Genomic DNA, 20,426 nt, shown 5'->3' with positions numbered 1-20,426 from the left:
GGAGAGGGGACCGATCGAGCTACGGTCATCGGCCTGTCCCGCATTCCTGACACAGCAGCCCCACCGTAAACATCTGACACACTTTTACCCAGGCTTGTGCATCTTCCTGCTGGCTCTGCGGCGATCTCTCCCTATCATTAGCGTGATAATGAAGAGACTAAACCCCTGATGAATTTCCGCAATTTCGAAGCCGAAGAGAAACTGTTTGTGCGCCGCGCACTGGTGGCGTTTGCCCTGGTTGTTATCTGCTTCACCATTCTTGGCATCAACCTGTATCGCTTACAGGTGGATCAGCACAGCTATTACCAGACGCGTTCCAACGAGAACGACATCAAAATGATCCCCATTGCGCCAACGCGCGGGCTGATTTTCGATCGCAACGGCATCCCGCTGGTGCGCAACGTCACCTGGTACGACATCCTCGTCACGCCGTACAAAATTGACAATATGCAGGCGACGCTGAAGGCGCTGACGCCTATCGTCGATCTGACACCGGATGATATCGAAACCTTTGAGCATGAACTGAAGCAGAGCAGCCGCTATAAACCGGTGGAGCTGAAGGCCGAGCTCACCGACGAAGAGGTGGCGCGCTTCTCGGTCAATCAGTTCCGCTTCACCGGGGTCACCATTGATACCTATCAGGATCGGGAATACCCGTACGGCGCCGATCTGGCGCACGTGGTCGGCTACGTGTCGAAGATTAACGATAACGATTACAAGCGGCTCAATGCCGAGGGCGTCGGGGAGAATTACGCCGCCGACCACAACATCGGTAAGCAGGGCATTGAGGGCTACTACGAATCTCTGCTGCACGGCAAAACCGGCTATCAGGAAGTGGAAGTGGATAACCACGGCCGCATCGTGCGCGTGCTGAAAGAGGTGCCGCCGGTGGCGGGCAAAAACATCTGGCTGACGCTGGATCTGCATCTGCAGCAGTATGTCGAGAGCCAGCTGGCCGGGCAGCGTGCGGCGGTGCTGATTGAGGATCCGCACGATGGCGGCGTGCTGGCGATGGTCTCCAGCCCGAGCTACGATCCCAACCCGTTCGTGAAGGGCATCAGCTACAAAGCCTATAAAACGCTGCTGCAGGATAAAAACCTGCCGCTGATCAACCGCGTCACTCAGGGGCTGTATCCACCGGCATCGACGGTAAAACCCTACATGGCGATGTCGGCGCTGCTCAGCAAAGTGATTACGCCGGGCACCACCTTTTTTGGTGCGCCAACCTGGACGCTGCCGGGCACCGATCGCAAATACCGCGACTGGAAAAAGTCCGGCCACGGCATGCTCGACGTCACCAAAGCGATTGAAGAGTCTGCCGACACCTTTTTCTATCAGGTGGCGTTCATGATGGGCATCGACCGCATCCACAGCATGCTCAGCCAGTTTGGCTACGGCAAACCCACCGGTATCGATTTGAATGAAGAGTACGCCGGGCTGCTGCCAAGCCGCGAATGGAAGCAGAAAGTACATAAGCACGTGTGGTATCAGGGCGATACGGTCTCGGTGGGCATCGGTCAGGGCTACTGGATCGCCACGCCGATTCAGATGGTGAAAGCGATGGTGGCGCTGATCAATAACGGCCGGGTGATTAATCCGCACCTGCTGGCCAAAGCGCAGCGCGGCACCTGGCAGCAGGCTTATCAGCCGACCGCGCCGCAGCCGCAGATTGGCGATGCGAAATCACCCTACTGGTCGCTGGTGCGCCACGCCATGTTCGGCATGGCCAACGCGCCCAACGGCACCGGTTATAAATATTTCCATACTGCGCCGTACGGCATCGCCGCCAAGTCCGGGACGTCGCAGGTGTTCAGCCTGAAACAGAACCAGACTTACAACGCGAAGATGATCCCGGTGCGCCTGCGCGACCACATTTTTTATACCGCCTTTGCGCCGTTTAATAACCCGCAGGTGGCGGTGGCGCTGATTCTGGAAAACGGCGGTAACGAAGGCATTACGGCCGCGCCGGTGATGCGTAATATCCTCGACCACATCTTCCTGCCGCCGCCGGATAGCAGCGTGCCGATGCAGACCGCCAGCACCGCGCAGGTGCACTGATCAGCGGAAAAATACCCGGTTGCGGCCGTGGTGTTTAGCGTCGTAGAGCGCGGCATCGGCATTGCTGTACAGCGTGTCGAAATCGGAGCCTGGCTTGCCGTAGCTCACGCCGAGGCTGGCGGTCACCAGCTGCTGCGGCAGCACCGCCAGCGGCGAGGCGTTAAGCGAGGCGTGAATCGCACCGGCAACAATCACCGCGTCGGACAGGCGATAGTGCGGCAGCAGCACGGTAAACTCTTCGCCACCGATGCGGCCAATGCTGGCACCGGCCGGGCAGTGCGCCTGAATGCGCGTCACCAGCCCGCAAATCACCTTATCGCCCGTCGGATGGCCGTATTCGTCGTTGATCTTCTTAAAGTGGTCGATGTCCAGAATGATCAGCGCCGCCGGGCCGCTCTCCAGCGTCTGGCTGATGCGCTGAATAATCGCGCCACGGTTCCACACCGCCGTCAGCGGATCGTGGCTGGCTTTGTACTCCAGCTCCTGCGCCAGCTGGTTTAACTGCTCATTCACGCGGTTCAGCTCGCGTTCGGCGCGGTCGCTGCGCGAGATCAGCCGCCAGGTTTCGCGCATCAGGCGCTGATAGTGGCGATTCAGGTGCAGCAGCGCCGCGCGGTAATCCTGTGCGCTCAGCGAGCTTTGCGCCGCCACGTCCTGTGAGCGGGTCAGCACCTCGCTCTCTTCCCGGAACAGCTCATTGAGGTCAATCATGACGCCAGTTCCGCCTGCAGATTAACCTGCAGATCGGTAAAATCCAGCGCCAGCTCCTGGCCGAACTCTTCCGCGATGTCATCTTCCGCATCAAACAGCCAGTTGAGCGTGACGCGCTGACCGCGCTGCGCCAGTTGGTTAAACTGATCGAACAGGCTGAACAGCATTTTGGTGCTGGAGCTATTGAAGTAGCGCAGCGCGATATGAACCTCCACAGCGCTATCAGCCCCAGGCTGCCACTGCTCAAGCGCATCCAGCAGCGGGCGATAAAACGCCGCCGCGTTCTCCGGCCACGACTCACCGCGCAGCGCAAACTGGTGGGTGGCAAAATCAAAACTCACTTCGGGCGTGCTCTCAGTGGCAGCAATCATAAGGTTTTGCATACAACATCAATCCTGGTGAATGGTGGCTTTAAGCCAAAACGTGGCGAAGCCGCTGGCGGGCAGCGGACGCAGTTCATACTCCAGCGGTTCACTGACATCACGGGCGAGCGTGAGCAGACCGATATTGGCCCCTTTGCTGGTGGCGGGGCTCTCGGCGCGCAGGCCAATACGATAGGCCTGCTTAATTTCGTCGTTGCTCATGGTGCGCAGTACCTCAAGCCAGTCGCGCAGCTGCTCGCAGGCGGCCTGATCGACCTGATTACTGCTCTCCAGCACGTAGTTATCGCCGTCTACGTGCAGCGTCACGGTGCCAAAGCGAAAGTCCTGTTCGGCATGGGTCAGGGTGCGGCTGTCCTGCGAATAGCGCAGGATATTCTGCACAATCTCGACAAAGCTGGAGAACAGCCGGCGGCGCACTTTGACCGGCGCCTGCTGGTTTTCCAGAAACACTTTGATCACTTCGCCCATCGCAGTGATGTTCTGCGGCGAAAAGAAGCCGGTATAGTGCAGCGCAACGTTGTCGGGCGGCAGGTGCGTGCCGGAGGAAGCTGGATGCATAGGAAGCTCGTTAATAACGCAGGCCAAACCAGGTGACGTCATCGCGTCGCGGCTGGTTGCCTTGCCAGTGAAGAAATGCCTGCGCAAACGCCGTGGAGAGCTCGGCCATCGGCAGGGTTTTATGTTGTTCAATGACCGTCTGAATGCGCTTTTTGCCGAACATGATGTGCCGCGCGCCGCCGGGTTGATCGGTCACGCCGTCGCTCATCACCAGCAGCACATCGCCGGGCTGCAGCGTGCGCTGCTGCTGCGGCCAGCAATAGTCGTGCGGTGTATCGGTGTAGCCAACGCCGACGCGATCGGCCTGCAGCGCGGCTGCTTCACCTTGTACCGGCTGCAGCACGGCGTGCATGCGCGCGCTGGCCCAGCTCAGCTGATGGCTGGCCGTCTCCAGCCGCAGCGCAATCGCATCGCAGCCGTCGTTGGACAGCGAGGTCTGCTGCGAGGCGTTGAGCTGGCCCAGCGTTTGTTTGATATGGCGATTGAGCGCCTGCAGCAGGGCGGACGGCGTGCGATGGTTGTGCTGCAGTGCACGCTCCAGCGCCGCGTGCAGAATCACCGTCATGAACGCGCCGGGAATGCCGTGGCCGGTGCAGTCGGCAATCAGCGCCAGCCAGCCGTGCTCGTCGCGGTGAAAGGCGTAATAGTCGCCGCCCACGCCGTCGCGCGGCTGCCAGTGCAGGCACCAGTCGCTCAGCTGCTGCGCCATCTGCTGCCGCGAGCGGTCCAGCATCGCGTCCTGAATCACCCGCGCGTAATCGATGCTTTGTAAAATTTGCTGATGCTGCTGCGCCTGCAAATCGGAGACGGTACGAATCAGGTCGATACCCAGACCGATGCCGATATAGCGGCCGTGTTCGGTCACGATAAAACCATCGGTCACTGATTTATCCCCGCTGGCAACCACCTGCTGCGCGACCCGATCAAGTTCGGTTTCGGCATCGATCACCAGCGGTTGTTTGTCCATAAAGGCGATGCAGCTTTTACGATCGTACAGCTCACGGAAGAACGGGCGCGTCATTTGCGACAGGAAGATGTGGCGGTTGATCATGCCGAACGGCGTGCCGTTTTCCACCACCGGCAGGCCAATCAAATCTTTGTGTTCGCTAAACAGCGCCATGACCGCCGTGTTGTCCATCGCTGGCGTGACGAACGGCACGGCAATACACAGCGAACGCGCACGGGCTCGGGCCGACAGGGCGCTAAGCCCGGTGGGTGAATCAGGCAGCTGCATAAGAAGGATTCTGGCGTTGGTTAGGAATAATCTTAGGCTACGACACGGCGATGACACTTTTATGTCATCACCGTGCCGCGCACGCCGCGGCGCTTACTGCGGGGCTTTTAGTGTATCGGCGACGTGGCTGATGGCGCGCACCACTTCACTGGAGCTGCCGCGAATCTCCGCAATCACACCGCCTGCCTGCTGCGCGAGCGCCACGCCCTGATCGGCACGCTTCAGGTTCGACGCGATGCCTTTCTGCGCCTTATCCGCCAGCTGGTGATTATGTTTCACCCGACTCTCGATTTCGCTGGTGGCACGATTGATGTTCGCCGCGAGGGTGCGCACTTCACTGGCGACCACGGCGAAGCTGCGGCCATGCTGACCGGCGCGCGCGGCTTCGACTGCGGCATTGAGCGCCAGCAGATTGGTTTGGTCGGCAATGCGGCGGATGCTCTCCACGATGGCGCCGATGCGATCGGAAGAGTCGCTCAGATCGTTGATATCCCCTGAAATACCGTGCAGTTCGCTGGCCAGCGCGTTGATATTCTGCACGCTGTTCTCAATGACCATCGCACCCTGTTGGGTGCTTTCGCTGGTGTGCAGCGCGGTTTGCCATGCCTGCTGCGCAGCTTCACGCTCCAGCTGGTTCTTTTCCACCTGCGCGGTAACGTCGGTGGCGAACTTCACCACTTTGTACAGCTCGCCGGCGCTGTTAAACACCGGATTATAGGTGGCGCGCAGCCAGACGGTGTTGCCCTGCTTATTGACGCGCTCGAACTGGCCGGAGATATATTCACCCTGATTGAGCTTGTGCCAGAAGCGGCGATAGGCCTCGCTGGTGCGCATGTCGGGCGGACAGAACAGGCTGTGATGACGGCCGATAATCTCATCAGCGCGATAGCCCATGGTATTAAAGAAGTTATCGTTGGCCATCAGCACTTCACCTTTGAGGTTGAAGGCGATGACTGCCATCGAACGCTCAATGGCTGTGGTCATGGCGCGCTGCTCCTGCGCATCCATAATGCGCGCGGTGATATCGCTCGCCAGCTTGACGATTTTAATCACCCGGCCGTGGCGATCCTGCACCGGTACGTAGTTGGCTTCCAGCCAGATCGGACGGCTGTGCTTCGCCACGCGCAAAAACTTATCGCTGAAGCCTTCGCCGCGATTCAGACGCTGCCAGAACTCGCGATACTGCGATGACTGCACCATATCCGGCGTGCAGAACAGGCTGTGATGCTGGCCGACAATTTCTGCCAGCGTGTAGCCCATGCGCTCCAGAAACAGCGCGTTGGCGGTGAGGATGTGACCATCAGGCGTAAACTCGACCATGGCGATGGCCTCCTGCAGCGAACTGAGCGTTGCGCTGCTGTGACTGCGTTTCTGCCGCGCGAGGCGCGACAGGATTCCCGATGTAATAGTGCTGAACATAGTGGACCTTATTATGGTTATGGGATGTCAGCACGGTTATCGGCGTGGGTGGCTAAAAATCCACCACTAAATAGCCCGGTTGCGCAGGTTTTTACCATCGGGTCCGGCGGTTGCTGCAAAAGGCAGCAGTCAGCTGATTTTTACCGAAAAGCGTTTGACGGTACGGCGCGAGTAAGGTTTAATGCGCCCCGTTGCCCGGATAGCTCAGTCGGTAGAGCAGGGGATTGAAAATCCCCGTGTCCGTGGTTCGATTCCGCGTCCGGGCACCAACATTCTGAAAACCCAGCCTTTATGGCTGGGTTTTTGCTTTTTGAAGCACCAATGATTTCTGGTCACTTTGACTGCTGAGGTCACTGTAATGCTTCAGCTATCCAGTATGAGCCTTCCTCTTAAGCAACCTGACGGGTAAAAGCACTTCGAAAATGTCTGCGTTAACTGGCGAACATCCAGATGCAGACGATCGGTTAAGCCATAGAACAGATAACAAATCGGGCAAGCGCGGCATCCCTTACTTTGGTATTTGCCCGTCCATGCCAGACATCCACTGCAGCCCAGGCTGCCCAGAGAAACAGCACGCACAGTAGTAGCCCAAAGGACACAAGATACAGAACGCTAATATCGATGTTGCCGGATGCCGTTTTAAACGCGTTAATCTGCGCGGTAATCATCGCCATAGCGGGCGGTCTCGCGTGTAATCGCCGCTGACCTTGCCGTAATCCAGCGGCTGCGCACGCGAAGGCTGCGTGTAGCGGTCAATGCCAGCACGCATGATGTTGAGGTCTTCGTTGGCTTTTTTGTAATCGAACAGGTAACGGCGGCGGTTATTCGGATCGGACTGCGCGGCGACGGTGCGGGTCTGGTCGGAAGAAAGCTGGATTTGGTCTAGTAGGCGTTGGGTGGTGGCGAGTTCGTCTAGTTAGGGTGATAAACAATTGAATGTGGCTAATACAATGATGGTAAAAGTTATTTTATTCAACATGATGTTAATCCCGAGGTTGCTCTGAGGCATTTAGATTACATTGGGTAAAAACTGGGGTGTCCTTTTAAATAAAGTTTAATGTTTTTTGCTAATTATAAATCCTCATGGTTATACACAAAAAATCAATAGCCTATGGCCAAAAGAAGGTTATCGAAATATACCATCCAGGCGGAGTGAAGGCTAACTATCCATGATGATATCAAGTCTGCAAAAGACAATATATGAAGTGATAAGTATAGTAATGAAGCAGATGTTATATAAATAATGCATCCAATAATTCGAGATACTGAATGGTATGTGCCGATTGATTTTCCAATGACGTCTCCTGCCATTGATTTATAATCATCCTCATCCATGAAAGAATAAAGTGATCTTCTCCAGGTTATTCTACTTTCATCCATCAACAAAATATGGTCGTTATTTATTTTGTTGTTAATTTTAAATGAAAGAAACAGATAAACACTCAGCGCCAAAAAAATGAAACCATAAGCTGATGTTAGTGATGTTATCTTTGCTGCATCAGTGGAATACTTTAATACGACCGTTGCCATGACTATAGCCAGATCTTTCCACAGAGATGATGCTATGTCTTTAGTTTGTTGCGTCATTTTTTGAACATCATCTACCAACCCTTTTCTTAAATCGCCTAAAGATTTAAGCGTGCCTTTACTGGATGTGCGTAAATGAGCTTTGAAAAGTAGTTTTGCAGAATCAAATGCTGCTCTCCCTTTACTCAAAAATCCTTTTTCAAGGGTTGTATTATCTGGCCATTCCCTAGCAAGCTCTGATGAGAAAAGCGTATGTTTTACTTCAATATCATCGACTTTACTGTAAACCCAACTACCTATTAATTGTAAATCATCAAATAATTCATCACCTACATTTTTATTTTTGAACTCTAAATGCTTTGGAGGTTTTCCGCTTAATTTGACGTTGAACGATTCATCTTCTCTATCAATTTCATTAACTAGCGAAATAAGAATGTTTTTGCTCGCCTCAACTTTCCAGGCTTCAAAAAATACATTGTTAGATGATTGTACCTTTAAAAGCCATGGATAAAGAGAATCAGGTATGACTGCTTTGTAAGACTGAGCTTTAACATAGTTTCTAATTTTATATTCTGCTTTTGCTGCATCCTTCGGCCTAGATATTGGATCACCTAACCAAGGTTTTACTTTAAAGGAAAAGTTTTCAAATTGCTTATCGCAGCCCAATATATATATTTCAGCGCAGTTATAGGGTTGAGTTGATGATGAAAGAAAACTTATCCATCCCTCTAATGATAATAAATAGTTACCAAGACTAAAAACCTTAATATTTATAGTGCAAATCTCATCATCATCAGCATCTGAAGGTGCCATAGAATTTTGTGTGCTGTCTTTGAAGGTAAAATCCAACCATCCCAAATTAAGTTGATACACAGCATTCCAAGCAGATAAACATTCACGAGACATTTTAGCTTTTAGGAAAAAGTGAGTGCCTTTTTCTACAATATCTTCAGTGATCAATAAGTTTTCACATTTGCGTGAAATAAAGATAGCAAGCTGAATGCACTCAAGGCTCGAAATCATCTAATGTTATCCCTGCCGTAATGATTTTAATTTCTGTTCTACCATCCGCTAATGGCGTTTTAGTAGGTTCGATATTGTCATCAAAAATAATGATGACATTCTCTTCGGTAACAATCTTCCTTCTCTTTGGGCTCGTAATATTTTCAGGTCTAATGATAAAAGACTCACCAAGAATGCCATGGCTTTTTGCTTCTTTGTTGAATGAGGTTAGAATAGGAGAGTCTTCAGTTAGATTGCCGAAAATAACTGAAAGTGAAACGCTAGGTTCAGAGGTATTAAATTCAAATTCTGCACTTTTCAAATGAGAGTATATTCTGTTGATTCCTTCTCTTTTGATTACATCAGGGAGGATAGCAGCGTTTTCCTTGAAGACTTTTTTTAAGACAGCTATGAGTTTTTTAGTTAAATCTGTTTCTGTATTTACACGTTTAACTAACAAGAATTTCTCAAAGTAATCAGAGATGTGGGAGCGATTACTTCGGTCCAGAACAATAACTTGACCACCGGACTTTTCGTTAAAACGTACCAGCGCAACTTTTTGAATAGCATCTGCTTTTTTAACAAATGATTCGCTAAAACGTTCAAGTTTTGGTACGTGAGCGACTTCAACATCATCTTCCAGCACGTATCTCACTACATCTTCATTTTCGTATTTAATTAATGCGTAAAGTTTTCCAAGAATGGTTGTAAGCTCAAAAAGCAGAAAGACGCCTTTACTTGCATTACCGGTATGGTGTGAATGAAAATCAGTAGCCAATTGTTTTGATTCATCTGAAAAACAATTTGGATTTTGATCTGCTGTATTAGAAATTATTCTAAGGATTCGTTCAACATTTGAAAAATCAAGAAATTCAAACAGATTACCCTTTAAGCTTGTTTTTATTCTCTCAAGAAAAAAATCTGGATAGAGTGGCGGTGATATCTCTTTTAAATAAATTGGAGTTTGAAGGCCTTTACCTACAACGTGAAAAATCATTCTATTGATTGCCAGAGAGTCTATTTCTTCATCCGTTAGAAAGCTCATACCAATTCCTGATTAAGATTTTTAGAATTATTTGCATACAACATAATAATTAACATTTCTGATAGATACAATCTTTTAAATGTAACTTTAAATCCAGATATTTCATGCGGTTATGAGGTTTGTCCTGAGCTATCATTCTAGGAAATGATGCTTAGCAACCCTAAAGCTTAAATTATTGCCGCGCTGTTAGCTTGGCTTGCCTGTTGGCGGCTTTGCGCTAGTCAAGCTTCGCACATCGTCGTCATGACCTGCTCCCCGTTGATTAATACGCTGTGATGTTAGTAATGTTTTCAATTTCATCCTGACCCCGAATATGATCCATGCATAACTTGGAATAACCGGCTTGCCGGGCACTCACCTCACAACGCCAGCTGCACCGCCGCGTCCCCGTCCCCGTCTTCGAGCTGCGCCGGCACCGCGCAGCAGATCAGCACTTCATCCTGCGCCAGCGTGATGCCTGGCCGGGAAGTGTAAGTCACCGCGCCTTGCACCAGTCTGGTTTTACAGCTGCCGCAATGTCCGGAGCGACAGCTGTAGGCCGGGCTCAGGCCGTGCGCTTCGGCCAGCTCCAGCAGCGTGCCGGACTGCGGTGTCCAGCGCGCTTCTTTCAGTGACTCTGTAAACACCACCGGCACCGCTTCGGTCGCCACCGGCGGCAGCGCGACGGGCTCTGGCGCATCCTCCTGCTGACGCTGCAGCGACGACGGACCAAACGCTTCGGCGTGAATACGCGCGTCGGCAATGTTCAGGCCGCGCAGTCCGTCATACATCGCCTGGGTAAATGACGGCGGGCCGCACAGATAGAAATCGTAATCGTTGAAGGGCAGCACCTGCGACAGCAGCGCCATATCGATGCGTCCGGTGACGTCGTAATCCACGCCGGCTTCGGCTGCACCCGGCTGGCTGAGCACGCGCACCAGCTTCAAGGCACCTTCGCTGGCTGCCAGCAGCGCATCGAGCTCACGCGCAAACGGGCGTTCGGCCAGGGTACGCGCCGACTGCAGCAAATACACCGGGCGCATCCGGCGTTTGCGTCGTCCTTCATAAATCAGATGACGCAGCATCGCCAGCAGCGGCGTGATACCAACGCCCGCCGCCAGCAGCACTGCCGGCCGCGTTTCATGTGCATCAATGGTGAAGTCACCGGCCGGTGCGCGCACCTCCAGCCGATCGCCGACGCGCAGGGCATCGTGCAGATACTGCGAGACGGCTCCGTCGCGCTTCACGCTGATGCGGTAATAACCGTCCGACGGCGCAACCGACAGCGTGTATTGCCGAATCAGCGGCTTAGCGCTGCCCGGCAGCGTCAGGCGGATCGGCAGATGCTGGCCCGCCAGATGCGGCAGCACGCCAGCGCCATCATCCGGCATAAGATGAAACGAGCGAATCTGCGCGCTCTCATCGACGATCTGCGTGATGCGAAATGGTCGCCACTGCGCCGCCAGCTGCTGCGCCTGCAGGCGTTCGCTGGCGGACGGCCAGTCACCGGTCATCAGCGAGGCGGGCGATATGCCGTCTGGCTGATCAGCCCAGCGCAGGGCGAGGGCAGCGCGCCGGCGCACGATGTGGCGCGCGCTAAAGCGCCACAGACGCTCTGCCCCCTGAAACGCGGCGATTTCGGCGGAGTCGGTTATCACCGTGGCATCGCCGCTCATCTGCAATACATCGCCGCTGGCGTAGTCGATAAACAGCAGCCCGGCCTTGCCGTTGAGTACCATGTTGCCGAGGGTGGAGAAGAACAGGTTGCCGTTGAAGTCTGGAATGGTCAGCACATCATCGGCACCGATGCGCACAAAACCGGCTTTGCCGCCGCGATGCGAAACGTCCACCTGACGGCGCGCTAGGTCGGCATAGGTGGTGACATAAAACGTGTCGGCTTGCCCGATGGCGGCGCGCGCGGCGTCATCCAGCGCGCTGAGCGTCTCAACTTCGCCCTGATACGCCCTGCCGGGCGCATGATCGAAGCGGAAATCGCGCAGCTGAATATAGCGCGGGCAGTTGCCGAAGCTCTGGTCTACCTGCACGCGCAGGCCACCGCCAATCGTCGTCACCACGCCGTTCATGCGATTGCGCCGCCGCGTGTGCAGTTCAATGCCGAGCAGGCCCACCGGCGCGCCATCGGCCATGCCGGCGGCGGCCGGATCGCTGGCGTCGGGATGCGCCGCGATATCCAGCGTGGTGGCGTCGGGCGAGAAGATAAAACCGGGCTGGCCCTCCAGCAGCGTGGCCCAGGCATCACCCTGTGCATCGACGCTGCCGGCCACGATAAATGGCAGCTGCGCGTAAAAGTCACGATGCTGATCCGGCATGTAATCGCGGATCACGCGCGGCCCGACATCGGCCATACGCTCCGCCACACCCGCCTGCTGCTGCAGCGCAATTTCACCTTCATGCCATACCGGCAGCGTGGTCAGTTTCTCGCCCATGATGCTGGCTCCTGTCAGGCGCGCAGGCCGGCGGCGGTCTGCGGAAAAGGCACAAAGCCGGGCAGCGCTTCAATACGACGCAGCAGCTGATTCACCGCAGGGTAAGCGGCCATCTCAACGTTGCCTTCCGGGGCACCGGCCAGGTAGCTATACATTGCAATATCAGCAAGGGTGGGATGGTCGCCCACCAGCCACTCACGCTGGTGCAGATGTTTCTCCAGCCGCGAAAGCAGCAGGTGCGCGCGCGCCAGCACCTCTTCAGCATTGAATTTGGCACCGAACACGGTAATCAGGCGTGCCGCTGCCGGGCCATAGGCCAGTTCACCGGCCGCGACCGATAGCCAGCGCTGCACCTGGGCGGCACCCAGCGCATCTTCCGGCAGCCAGTCGCTGCGGTTAAATTTCTTCGCCAGATAGACCAAAATGGCATTGGAATCCGCAATATAAACGCCTTCGTCTTCCAGCACCGGCACCTGACCGAACGGGTTGATGGCGAGAAATGCCGGGGTTTTATGTTCGCCGCCAGGCAGGTCGACGTCGACCGTTTCATGCGCTATGCCAAGCAGTGACAGCGCCAGCAGTGCGCGGTGAGCGTGGCCGGAGAGCGCCAGATGGTAGAGTTTCATGATGTGTTTCCTCAGGTTGTGGTCGGGGTGATCCCAGGCCGTGGCCTAAGGTTCGCACAGCCGCATGGCGGGCAGAATAGCCAGATCTGCGAAGTCATTATTGCAAAAAGTGGAAGGATGCAGCCGGGTGCGCAGCAGGGCGCACCCGGTAGAGGGCGTGATTCAGGAAGGCACGACGGCGCTGCCGCTGGCAGCCTGCGCCTGCTGTTCGTTCTGCAGCTCTTCGCGCAGCTTCAGGCGATCCCACACGCGGAAAAACGGATAGTAGATCACCAGCGAAATTGTCAGATTGACCACCTGCAACACCGTGCCGGAAATATGGCCGCCGGTGGCAAGATAGCCGCTGACGAAGATCGGCGTGGTAAAGGGCAGGGCGATGCCGGCCGGCGGCGCCACCAGACCGCTACTCATTGCCGCCCACGAGACAATCACCAGCAGCACCGGCGTCAGGATAAACGGCAGGAACAGGTACGGGTTCATCACCAGCGGAATACCAAACACCAGCGGCTCGCTGATGTTGAACAGCGCGGCCGGCGCGGCGATTTTCCCCAGCTGTTTCATCTGGCGGCTGCGCGCGCGGATCAGCATAAAGATCACCAGCCCCAATAGGGCGCCGGTGCCGCCGGGCGCAATCCATAAATCGTAAAACTGCTGGGTAAAGATGTGCGGAATCGGCTGGTTATGCTGAAAGGCTTCGAGGTTTTCACTCATGTTCGACAGCCATACCGGCTGAATGAACACCAGCACGATGGCATCACCGTGCAGCCCGAGCGTCCACAGAATGCCAATCAGCAGCACCGAGAAAATCATCCCCGGCAGCGTGCCGCCGACGTGGTGCATCGGCAGACCAATCACCGTGGCGATCAGGTTATTGATGTCGTGGAACGGCGAGGCTTCTACCGCCAGGCGCAGCAGCAGCACCACAGCCAGCACGCAGAAGCCGGGAACCAGCGCGAGGAACGATTTCGCCACCGCCGGCGGCACGCCTTCCGGCATCTTGATCACCAGGTTGCGGCTGTGCACAAAGCGGTAGATTTCAGTGGAGAGCAGTGCAATCACAATCGCCACGAACAGGCCCTGACTGCCGATCAGCGAAATTGGCAGCACGCCGGTGACCAGCTGCGCGGGCGCGCCTTCAACCGGGGCGAACAGCGTCTGCTGCGGAATGGTCATTACAAACGCTACCAGCGCCATCGCGCCGCTGGTTAGCGGGTCGAGCGTGCGGTATTTCTCCGCCAGCCGGTAAGCGATGCCGAAGCTGGAGATCAGCGCCATGATGTCGTAGGTGGCACGCACCGGGTAGAGCAGTTTGTTGCGCCAGCTGTCGCCGAACAGGTCAGCCATCAGATGGCCCCAGGCCGGGATCGGCAGGTAGGCGAAGATCAGAAAAAAGCTGCCGATCAGCATGAACGGCATGTTGAGAATGATGCCGTCCCGCACGGACAGCACATGCTTCTGCCCGGCCACCTTGAGCGCGGCGGGCAGCACATAACGTTCGATGATATTACGGTTGGACATAGGGCCTCCTCGGGCACAATGGCGCAACAAATTAACAGGTCAATGCGTGTCATTTCGGCGCGGCAGCGGATACCGGCACCCGGTCGTCGCGGCGCAATTTATTGCGCGATGAAACGCGCCGCGATGGCCGGGATGCGGTTTGCGACAGGGATATCACGCAAACTGCGGCAGCCACGGTTGATTCAGCGTCAGCACCTCGTCCAGCAGCGCTTCGGCGCTGGCGACGTCGCCGACCAGCGGGTTGCCGACCAGCGCCAGCAGCGCGGCACCGCGATCGCCGTGCACCGCCGCGTCGATGGTCAGCCGCTCGAAGGCTTTGATCTGCTGCGTCAGCCCGTGCATCAGCGGTGGCAGCGCGCCAAACACCAGCGGGTGCGCGCCCTGTGCATCGATCACACAGTTGACTTCCACCACCGCGTCGTCCGGCAGACCGTGAATCGCCCCGCGGTTCTGGCAGTTCACCACCAGATTTTGCCCGCTATTGTTATGGATGGCGCTGATGAGCTCAACGGCAACTTCGGAGTAATACGCGCCGCCGCGAAAACTCAGCTGCTCCGGCTTGTGCGCCAGCTGCGGATCGGCATACAGCGCGAACAGCTCGGCTTCCACTTTCATCACCTGTTCGGCGCGCGTTCCGGCCTGGCCGTGCTGCGCTTTCTCCTGCTCTTCGGCCAGCATCTGCGGCGTTTGCCAGTAGTAGCGGTGATAAGGGCAGGGAATCGCCTGCAGCGCCCGCAGAAACGCCGGCGACCACGGCATCTCTTTGATGTTATTCATGGTCAGCGACTGGCCCTCGCACAGCTGCTCGATCACCTGACGGGTCACATCCTGACCGCGGCACAGCACCTGATGCACCCACACCAGATGGTTCAGTCCGGCGAAGCGCAGCGCCACCTCGTCAAACGGCGCCTGTAACATACCGGCGATCATATGGTGCATATTCACCGGCACGTTACACAGGCCGATGATTTTCGCGTTGCTGAAGCGCGCCACCGCTTCGGTGACGATACCCGCCGGATTGGTGAAGTTAATGATGAAGGCGTCCGGCGCCAGCTGTTCCACTTTACGCGCAATCTCTAGCATCACCGGAATAGTGCGCAGCGCTTTGGCGAAGCCGCCGACGCCGGTGGTTTCCTGGCCGAGCCGGCCATATTTCAGGCCGAGGCGTTCATCGGCGGCGCGTGCCGCCAGCTGGCCGACGCGCAGCTGTGTCAGCACAAAGCGCGCGCCGAGAATCGCCTCATCCAGCGTGAAATGCACGCTGACTTTCACCTGCTCCAGGCCGTTTTTTTGCAGCATGCGGCGCGTGAGATCGGCGATGATCTGCACCTTTTCGCGTCCTGCCGCCACATCCACCAGCGCCAGTTCGGTTACCGGCAGCTGCGCATAGCGGTTGATAATCCCTTCCACCAGCTCCGGCGAATAGCTGCTGCCGCCGCCAATGATTGCTATCTTAAGCATCGTTTTCTCCTGCCGTGGTACGGCGATAGAGTTCAATGATTTCGCCCGCTAAATCCTGAATCAGCATGGCGTTCATCAGGTGATCCTGGGCATGTACCAGAATCAGGGTAACCGGCAGCCGGCCGCTGCCTTCATCAAGGCTAATCAGCGCCGTCTGCTGCTGGTGCGCGCTGCTCACGTTTTCCCGCGCGACCGCCAGCTGCTGCTGTGCCGCATCAAACTGCCCGGCACGCGCCAGCTGCAGCGCGCTCAGTGCGGCGCTGCGCGCGGCCCCGGCCTGCACCAGCAGCAGCATGATCTCCTCTTCCGGAACCACCATTACGTCATCTTCAGGCATGCAGAATCTCCCACAGCGCAGCGCCGTGTGTTGTCAGTTGGATTAGGGGAAACGGAAAATCAGGAAGCGTGCAGCGCCAGCGCTTTATCCAGCACCTGTTCGCCGCGCATCATGCCGTAATCCATCATATCGATCACGGCGACCGCCTTGCCCTGCGGGGCGGCGATGGCGGTGAGACGGGCAGCTTCAAACTGCACCTGCGGGCCGAGCAGCACCACGTCTGCGTCCGGCAGGATGCGTTCGAAGTCGGCCACCGGCACGGCCTGGATATCGATCGCCAGCCCGCGGCCCTGAGCGGCGCTCTGCATTTTATTCACCAGCATGCTGGTGGACATTCCGGCAGCACAGCAAAGTACGATGCGCATAATTTATCCTCGTGTGAATTGACTCCGGCATTTAAGACCTGTCTCATCCAGAGTGTAAATACCCTGCGGCCAGAGGATTTTGTGATGAAGAGGATTTAAAGTGTTTAAAATCATAGTATTAATCACAAAATGCATATGAAAATAATTTTCACTGATGTGATCGGGACGATAATTTTTCGCTTACTGCAATATCATTCCAGGAAATTTCACTGCGAAAAAGTGAAAAAAATATCACCATGAAAAATATTTTCATGCATCATGAGGGTTCGTTACCGGAGATGTGATGAGCTAATGGATATTGTCTGGCAACTGCAGCAGCAGTCGGCGCGCTTTGATGCGCAGGAATCAAAGCTGGCGCGATTTATTCTGGAGAACCTGCACGCCAGCGCGCAGGCCACCATGGAGAGCCTGGCGGCGCAGGCAGGCGTCAGCCCGGCCGTGCTTCAGCGTTTTGCTGCTTCGGCGGGCTATCCCAATCTGGATGATTTTCTGCATCAGGTGCGGCAGGCCGGCCAGCAGGAGAGCGCGTTTATGACGGTGATTCGTCAGCGACAGGCCTCGCTCAGCCAGCAGGAGCAGCGGGTGGCGCGCGCCATCCTGCGTGACGCCGCATTCGCGGCCTCGGCCACCATTGAACAGCTGGCCAGCCGGGCGGAAGTCAGTGCGGCGACCATTACCCGCTTTGCCCGTTCGGTCGGCTGCGACGACATTCGCGATCTGCGCATGCGGCTGGCACGCGCCAGCGCCGAACCGGCTACTTCCAGCCACGGTGCGGTGCCACAGCTGGCGAGTCTGCATCAGGCGCTGACCCAGCAGTGGCAGCAGCTGGATGACAGCCGCTGGCAGCAGGCGGCGCAGGCGCTGCGTCAGGCACGCAGCGTGTTGCTGATCGGTGCCGCCGGCCAGCACACGCCGCTGGTGGCGGAAGTGCAGCAGCGGTTGAGTGAATCCGGGCTGGCGCTGGCGTGGATCCAGGACGACAACCTGCTGCGCCTGACGCTCAGCCGTTTGCAGCCGGACGATCTGCTGCTGATCCTCGCGCCGGACACCATCAACAGCAGCGTGCTCAGCGCGGTGCATCACGCTCACATCCAGCAGACCCCAGTGATGGCGCTGTGCCCGGCGGCGCTGGATCTCGCCAGCCAGGCCAACTACTGGCTGCCGCTGCCGGATGCAGCACCGGCGCGGCGCTATGGCATTCTGCTGGCGCTGGACCGGCTGGCGGCGGCGCTGTAACACCCCGCCTTTCTGTTCAGGCGGTTGCCGCCACCTGAGATTTGGCTTCAATAAACTGCACCAGCGCGCGCGTCACGTCAGCGGTGGTGGCGCTGCCGCCGACGTCCGGCGTCAGAATGCCCGCCGCGCACACGTGCTCAATGCCCTGCATGATCAGCGCGGCCGCGTTGCGTTCGCCCAGATGCTCCAGCATCTGCACCGCGGTCCAGAAGGTGGCGATCGGGTTAGCGATGCCTTTGCCGGTGATATCAAACGCCGAGCCGTGAATCGGTTCGAACATTGACGGAAAACGCCGCTCCGGATCGATGTTGGCAGTAGGCGCGACGCCGAGACTGCCGGCCAGCGCACCGGCGAGGTCGGAAAGAATATCCGCATGCAGGTTGGTAGCGACGATGGTATCCAGCGATTTCGGGTGCAGCGTCATGCGGTGCGTCATGGCATCCACCAGCATCTTGTCCCACTGCACATCCGGAAACTCCTGCGCCACTTCCGCCGCAATTTCATCCCACATCACCATGCCGTGCCGCTGGGCATTGGATTTGGTCACCACCGTCAGCAGTTTGCGCGGCCGCGACTGCGCCAGTTTAAAGGCGTAGCGCATGATGCGCGTTACGCCCACGCGGGTGAAGATCGCCACTTCGGTGCCGACTTCTTCTGGCAGACCGCGGTGCGCACGGCCGCCGTTGCCGGAGTATTCCCCTTCCGAATTCTCGCGCACGATGACCCAGTCGAGATCGCCCGGTCCGCGATTGCGCAGCGGCGAGATTACGCCCGGCAGAATTTTGGTGGGCCGCACGTTGGCGTACTGATCGAAGCCCTGACAAATCGGCAGGCGCAGCCCCCACAACGTGATGTGATCCGGCACGTCCGGCGCGCCCACCGCGCCAAAGTAGATGGCATCAAATTGCTTCAGCGTTTGCAGGCCATCTTCCGGCATCATCACGCCGTGCTGCTTGTAGTAATCCGAGCCCCAGTCGAAGGTCTGCACATCAAACTTCAGCTGCTCATCGTGCCGCGTCAGCGCCTGCAGCACTTCAACGCCCGCTGAAATCACTTCCGGGCCAATACCGTCTGCCGGGATCGCGGCAATTTTGTAGTTACGCATCGTGTTCTCCAGTCAATTAATGGGTATGAGGATGAGGTAAATCGGCGCTTTGCGGGTTTGGCGTGCGCGCGGCGAGAATCAGCACGATGAGCGCCGACAGCACCAGCAGCGCGGCGACGTAATAGAGTCCCCAGGTGTAGCTGCCGGTTTGCTGGCGGATCACGCCGATCATCATCGGGCCGACAAAACCGCCGAGGTTGCCGATGGAATTAATGGTGGCGATGCCGGCGGCGGCGGCCGGTCCGCTGAGAAACAGCGTCGGCATGCTCCACAGCGGCGGTTTGGAGGCGCTGATGCCGACCGTGACCAGCGTCAGCGCAATCATCACCGCCAGCAGCGTGCTGACGTTGCCGGCATAAATCAGCCCGGCGGCAGCCAGTAAACAGGCGCCAATGACGTGCCAGCTGCGCTCGCCACGGCGATCGGAGTGACGCGCCCACAGGATCATGCCGATCACGCCGATCACCGCAGGGAAAGCATTGAGGAAGCCGATTTCCAGCGAGGAGGCGCCGAAGCTGCGGATGATTTGCGGTGACCAGATCCCCAGCGTATACAGGCCGGCCGATGTGCCGAAGTACACCAGCGCCAGGGCCAGTACGCGCTTGTCCGCCAGCCCGCGCCAGGCGCTGCTGTGGCCGTGCTGCGTCGATCGTGCCTGCTCTTCAGCCTGCATCGTCTCCTGCAGCCAGCGCCGCTCTTCTGCGTTCAGCCATTTAGCCTGCGCCGGACGGTCGGTGAGAAAAAACAGCACCACTATGCCCAGCAGCAACGCCGGAATCGCTTCTAACACGAACATCCACTGCCAGCCGGCGTAGCCCAGCAGACCGTGCATCTCCAGCAGCGCCGCAGAGACCGGCGAGCCGAGCGCGGTAGAGAGCGGGGCGGCGGCCATGAAGATGGCGGTAACCTGCGCGCGCTTCGCCGCCGGGAACCAGTAGCTGAGGTAGAGAATGATGCCGGGGAAGAAACCGGCTTCCGCCACGCCGAGCAGAAAGCGCAGGAGGTAGAAGCTGGTGGTGCCCTGCACCAGCGCCATGCAGCCGGAGACTAATCCCCAGCTGATCATCACGCGGGCGATCCAGATGCGTGCGCCCACTTTGTGCAAAATTAAATTCGACGGGACTTCAAAAAGAAAATAGCCGAGGAAAAAAATCCCAGCGCCAAAACCAAATACCGTGGGCGAGAAACCTAAATCCTGATTCATGGTTAACGCGGCAAAACCAATATTGACGCGATCGAGAAACGCGATGAAATAGAGCAGCATGATGAAGGGCACAATGCGCAACGTCACTTTACGCATCACCCTTTTTTCGAGGTGAGAGTTCATATTAAAGTGCTCCAGATTGTGTAGGGTAGTATTATTTTCTGGTTGTCGAATGCAGTATGCAGGTTTGTATTGCGCGATCATCAGGCGT

Annotated in this window: 18 protein-coding genes, 1 tRNA gene and 1 pseudogene; 3 read left to right on the top strand and 17 right to left on the bottom strand. The window is 56.7% G+C overall.

Going from position 1 to position 20,426, the window contains the following annotated elements; genetic code table 11:
* The first annotated feature begins 168 nt into the window (after positions 1-168).
* Positions 169-2,058, top strand: a complete 1,890-nt coding sequence (gene mrdA / locus MXF20_RS08145; RefSeq protein ID WP_325968716.1) for a penicillin-binding protein 2 — start codon at positions 169-171, stop codon at positions 2,056-2,058.
* On the opposite strand, the gene MXF20_RS08140 is transcribed toward mrdA, so the two are convergent.
* From MXF20_RS08140 to MXF20_RS08120, 5 genes are all read right to left on the bottom strand, one after another.
* Positions 2,059-2,769: a GGDEF domain-containing protein gene (locus tag MXF20_RS08140; protein ID WP_325968715.1), complete on the bottom strand. Its 711-nt coding sequence runs from the start codon at positions 2,767-2,769 to the stop codon at positions 2,059-2,061. It abuts the gene before it with no gap.
* Entirely contained in the window at positions 2,766-3,152 is a 387-nt protein-coding gene (locus MXF20_RS08135) for a DUF1987 domain-containing protein (protein ID WP_238561203.1), read from the bottom strand. Before MXF20_RS08135 ends, MXF20_RS08140 begins: the two co-directional genes overlap by 4 nt.
* Before the next feature lie 6 nt (positions 3,153-3,158).
* Positions 3,159-3,710, bottom strand: a complete 552-nt coding sequence (locus MXF20_RS08130) for a SiaB family protein kinase (RefSeq protein WP_058770658.1) — start codon at positions 3,708-3,710, stop codon at positions 3,159-3,161.
* A gap of 10 nt (positions 3,711-3,720) precedes the next feature.
* On the bottom strand, positions 3,721-4,944 hold the full coding sequence (locus MXF20_RS08125; protein ID WP_325968712.1) for a SpoIIE family protein phosphatase: 1,224 nt from the start codon (positions 4,942-4,944) through the stop codon (positions 3,721-3,723).
* A gap of 93 nt (positions 4,945-5,037) precedes the next feature.
* Positions 5,038-6,363, bottom strand: a complete 1,326-nt coding sequence (locus MXF20_RS08120; RefSeq protein ID WP_325968710.1) for a PAS domain-containing methyl-accepting chemotaxis protein — start codon at positions 6,361-6,363, stop codon at positions 5,038-5,040.
* A gap of 193 nt (positions 6,364-6,556) precedes the next feature.
* On the opposite strand from MXF20_RS08120, the gene MXF20_RS08115 reads away from it, so the two are divergent.
* Positions 6,557-6,632, top strand: a tRNA-Phe gene (locus MXF20_RS08115).
* Between the two features lie 195 nt (positions 6,633-6,827).
* On the opposite strand, the gene MXF20_RS08110 is transcribed toward MXF20_RS08115, so the two are convergent.
* The 10 genes and pseudogenes from MXF20_RS08110 to MXF20_RS08065 all read right to left on the bottom strand — a co-directional run bounded on the left by MXF20_RS08110 (position 6,828) and on the right by MXF20_RS08065 (position 16,673).
* Positions 6,828-7,037 carry a TIGR03758 family integrating conjugative element protein gene (locus tag MXF20_RS08110; protein ID WP_325968708.1) on the bottom strand — a complete coding sequence of 70 codons (210 nt, stop codon included), beginning with the start codon at positions 7,035-7,037 and terminating at the stop codon, positions 6,828-6,830.
* A pseudogene (locus tag MXF20_RS08105) lies at positions 7,028-7,264 on the bottom strand (RAQPRD family integrative conjugative element protein); the annotation flags it as partial. The gene MXF20_RS08110 and the pseudogene MXF20_RS08105, both read right to left, overlap by 10 nt.
* A 200-nt stretch (positions 7,265-7,464) precedes the next feature.
* Entirely contained in the window at positions 7,465-8,913 is a 1,449-nt protein-coding gene (locus MXF20_RS08100) for a hypothetical protein (RefSeq protein WP_325968706.1), read from the bottom strand.
* Positions 8,897-9,937: a nucleoid-associated protein gene (locus tag MXF20_RS08095; protein ID WP_058770655.1), complete on the bottom strand. Its 1,041-nt coding sequence runs from the start codon at positions 9,935-9,937 to the stop codon at positions 8,897-8,899. Before MXF20_RS08095 ends, MXF20_RS08100 begins: the two co-directional genes overlap by 17 nt.
* Positions 9,938-10,296: 359 nt before the next feature.
* Entirely contained in the window at positions 10,297-12,363 is a 2,067-nt protein-coding gene (locus MXF20_RS08090) for a pyridoxamine 5'-phosphate oxidase family protein (protein ID WP_325968705.1), read from the bottom strand.
* Positions 12,364-12,377: 14 nt separating this feature from the next.
* Positions 12,378-12,989, bottom strand: coding sequence for a glutathione S-transferase (locus tag MXF20_RS08085; RefSeq protein WP_325968704.1), 612 nt, complete (start codon positions 12,987-12,989; stop codon positions 12,378-12,380).
* A 162-nt stretch (positions 12,990-13,151) separates the two neighbouring features.
* Positions 13,152-14,507, bottom strand: a complete 1,356-nt coding sequence (gene celB / locus MXF20_RS08080) for a PTS cellobiose transporter subunit IIC (protein ID WP_325968703.1) — start codon at positions 14,505-14,507, stop codon at positions 13,152-13,154.
* A 153-nt stretch (positions 14,508-14,660) separates the two neighbouring features.
* On the bottom strand, positions 14,661-15,968 hold the full coding sequence (locus MXF20_RS08075) for a 6-phospho-beta-glucosidase (protein ID WP_325968701.1): 1,308 nt from the start codon (positions 15,966-15,968) through the stop codon (positions 14,661-14,663).
* On the bottom strand, positions 15,961-16,305 hold the full coding sequence (locus MXF20_RS08070; protein WP_325968700.1) for a PTS lactose/cellobiose transporter subunit IIA: 345 nt from the start codon (positions 16,303-16,305) through the stop codon (positions 15,961-15,963). The genes MXF20_RS08075 and MXF20_RS08070 overlap by 8 nt, the downstream gene beginning before the upstream one ends.
* A gap of 59 nt (positions 16,306-16,364) precedes the next feature.
* Complete coding sequence (locus tag MXF20_RS08065; protein WP_325968978.1) at positions 16,365-16,673, bottom strand: PTS sugar transporter subunit IIB; 309 nt, start codon at positions 16,671-16,673, stop codon at positions 16,365-16,367.
* A 288-nt stretch (positions 16,674-16,961) separates the two neighbouring features.
* On the opposite strand from MXF20_RS08065, the gene MXF20_RS08060 reads away from it, so the two are divergent.
* Positions 16,962-17,906 carry a MurR/RpiR family transcriptional regulator gene (locus MXF20_RS08060; RefSeq protein ID WP_325968699.1) on the top strand — a complete coding sequence of 315 codons (945 nt, stop codon included), beginning with the start codon at positions 16,962-16,964 and terminating at the stop codon, positions 17,904-17,906.
* Between the two features lie 16 nt (positions 17,907-17,922).
* Here the strand turns inward: MXF20_RS08060 and MXF20_RS08055 are convergent, their stop codons facing one another.
* Both MXF20_RS08055 and MXF20_RS08050 read right to left on the bottom strand, forming a co-directional pair.
* The gene (locus MXF20_RS08055) at positions 17,923-19,011 is read right to left on the bottom strand and encodes a tartrate dehydrogenase (protein ID WP_325968697.1); all 1,089 of its coding nucleotides are present in this window, start codon (positions 19,009-19,011) and stop codon (positions 17,923-17,925) included.
* Positions 19,012-19,027: 16 nt separating this feature from the next.
* Positions 19,028-20,338, bottom strand: coding sequence for an MFS transporter (locus MXF20_RS08050; RefSeq protein ID WP_325968696.1), 1,311 nt, complete (start codon positions 20,336-20,338; stop codon positions 19,028-19,030).
* Positions 20,339-20,426 lie beyond the last annotated feature (88 nt).

Source organism: Pantoea dispersa (assembly GCF_035783935.1).
GTDB classification, from domain to species: Bacteria; Pseudomonadota; Gammaproteobacteria; order Enterobacterales; family Enterobacteriaceae; genus Pantoea; species Pantoea dispersa_C.
The sequence above is the reverse complement of the archived record's forward strand: the minus strand, read 5'-3'. Positions and strand labels throughout refer to the sequence as shown.

Bases quoted from the DNA above. Each gene is read 5' to 3' on its own strand.
- mrdA (WP_325968716.1), top strand. From the start codon at position 169: ATGAATTTCCGCAATTTCGAAGCCGAAGAGAAACTGTTTGTGCGCCGC.
- MXF20_RS08050 (WP_325968696.1), bottom strand. From the start codon at position 20,338: ATGAACTCTCACCTCGAAAAAAGGGTGATGCGTAAAGTGACGTTGCGC.
- MXF20_RS08085 (WP_325968704.1), bottom strand. From the start codon at position 12,989: ATGAAACTCTACCATCTGGCGCTCTCCGGCCACGCTCACCGCGCACTG.
- MXF20_RS08095 (WP_058770655.1), bottom strand. From the start codon at position 9,937: ATGAGCTTTCTAACGGATGAAGAAATAGACTCTCTGGCAATCAATAGA.
- MXF20_RS08120 (WP_325968710.1), bottom strand. From the start codon at position 6,363: ATGTTCAGCACTATTACATCGGGAATCCTGTCGCGCCTCGCGCGGCAG.
- MXF20_RS08100 (WP_325968706.1), bottom strand. From the start codon at position 8,913: ATGATTTCGAGCCTTGAGTGCATTCAGCTTGCTATCTTTATTTCACGC.
- MXF20_RS08060 (WP_325968699.1), top strand. From the start codon at position 16,962: ATGGATATTGTCTGGCAACTGCAGCAGCAGTCGGCGCGCTTTGATGCG.
- MXF20_RS08055 (WP_325968697.1), bottom strand. From the start codon at position 19,011: ATGCGTAACTACAAAATTGCCGCGATCCCGGCAGACGGTATTGGCCCG.
- MXF20_RS08075 (WP_325968701.1), bottom strand. From the start codon at position 15,968: ATGCTTAAGATAGCAATCATTGGCGGCGGCAGCAGCTATTCGCCGGAG.
- MXF20_RS08125 (WP_325968712.1), bottom strand. From the start codon at position 4,944: ATGCAGCTGCCTGATTCACCCACCGGGCTTAGCGCCCTGTCGGCCCGA.
- MXF20_RS08090 (WP_325968705.1), bottom strand. From the start codon at position 12,363: ATGGGCGAGAAACTGACCACGCTGCCGGTATGGCATGAAGGTGAAATT.
- celB (WP_325968703.1), bottom strand. From the start codon at position 14,507: ATGTCCAACCGTAATATCATCGAACGTTATGTGCTGCCCGCCGCGCTC.
- MXF20_RS08135 (WP_238561203.1), bottom strand. From the start codon at position 3,152: ATGCAAAACCTTATGATTGCTGCCACTGAGAGCACGCCCGAAGTGAGT.
- MXF20_RS08070 (WP_325968700.1), bottom strand. From the start codon at position 16,305: ATGCCTGAAGATGACGTAATGGTGGTTCCGGAAGAGGAGATCATGCTG.
- MXF20_RS08130 (WP_058770658.1), bottom strand. From the start codon at position 3,710: ATGCATCCAGCTTCCTCCGGCACGCACCTGCCGCCCGACAACGTTGCG.
- MXF20_RS08140 (WP_325968715.1), bottom strand. From the start codon at position 2,769: ATGATTGACCTCAATGAGCTGTTCCGGGAAGAGAGCGAGGTGCTGACC.
- MXF20_RS08110 (WP_325968708.1), bottom strand. From the start codon at position 7,037: ATGGCGATGATTACCGCGCAGATTAACGCGTTTAAAACGGCATCCGGC.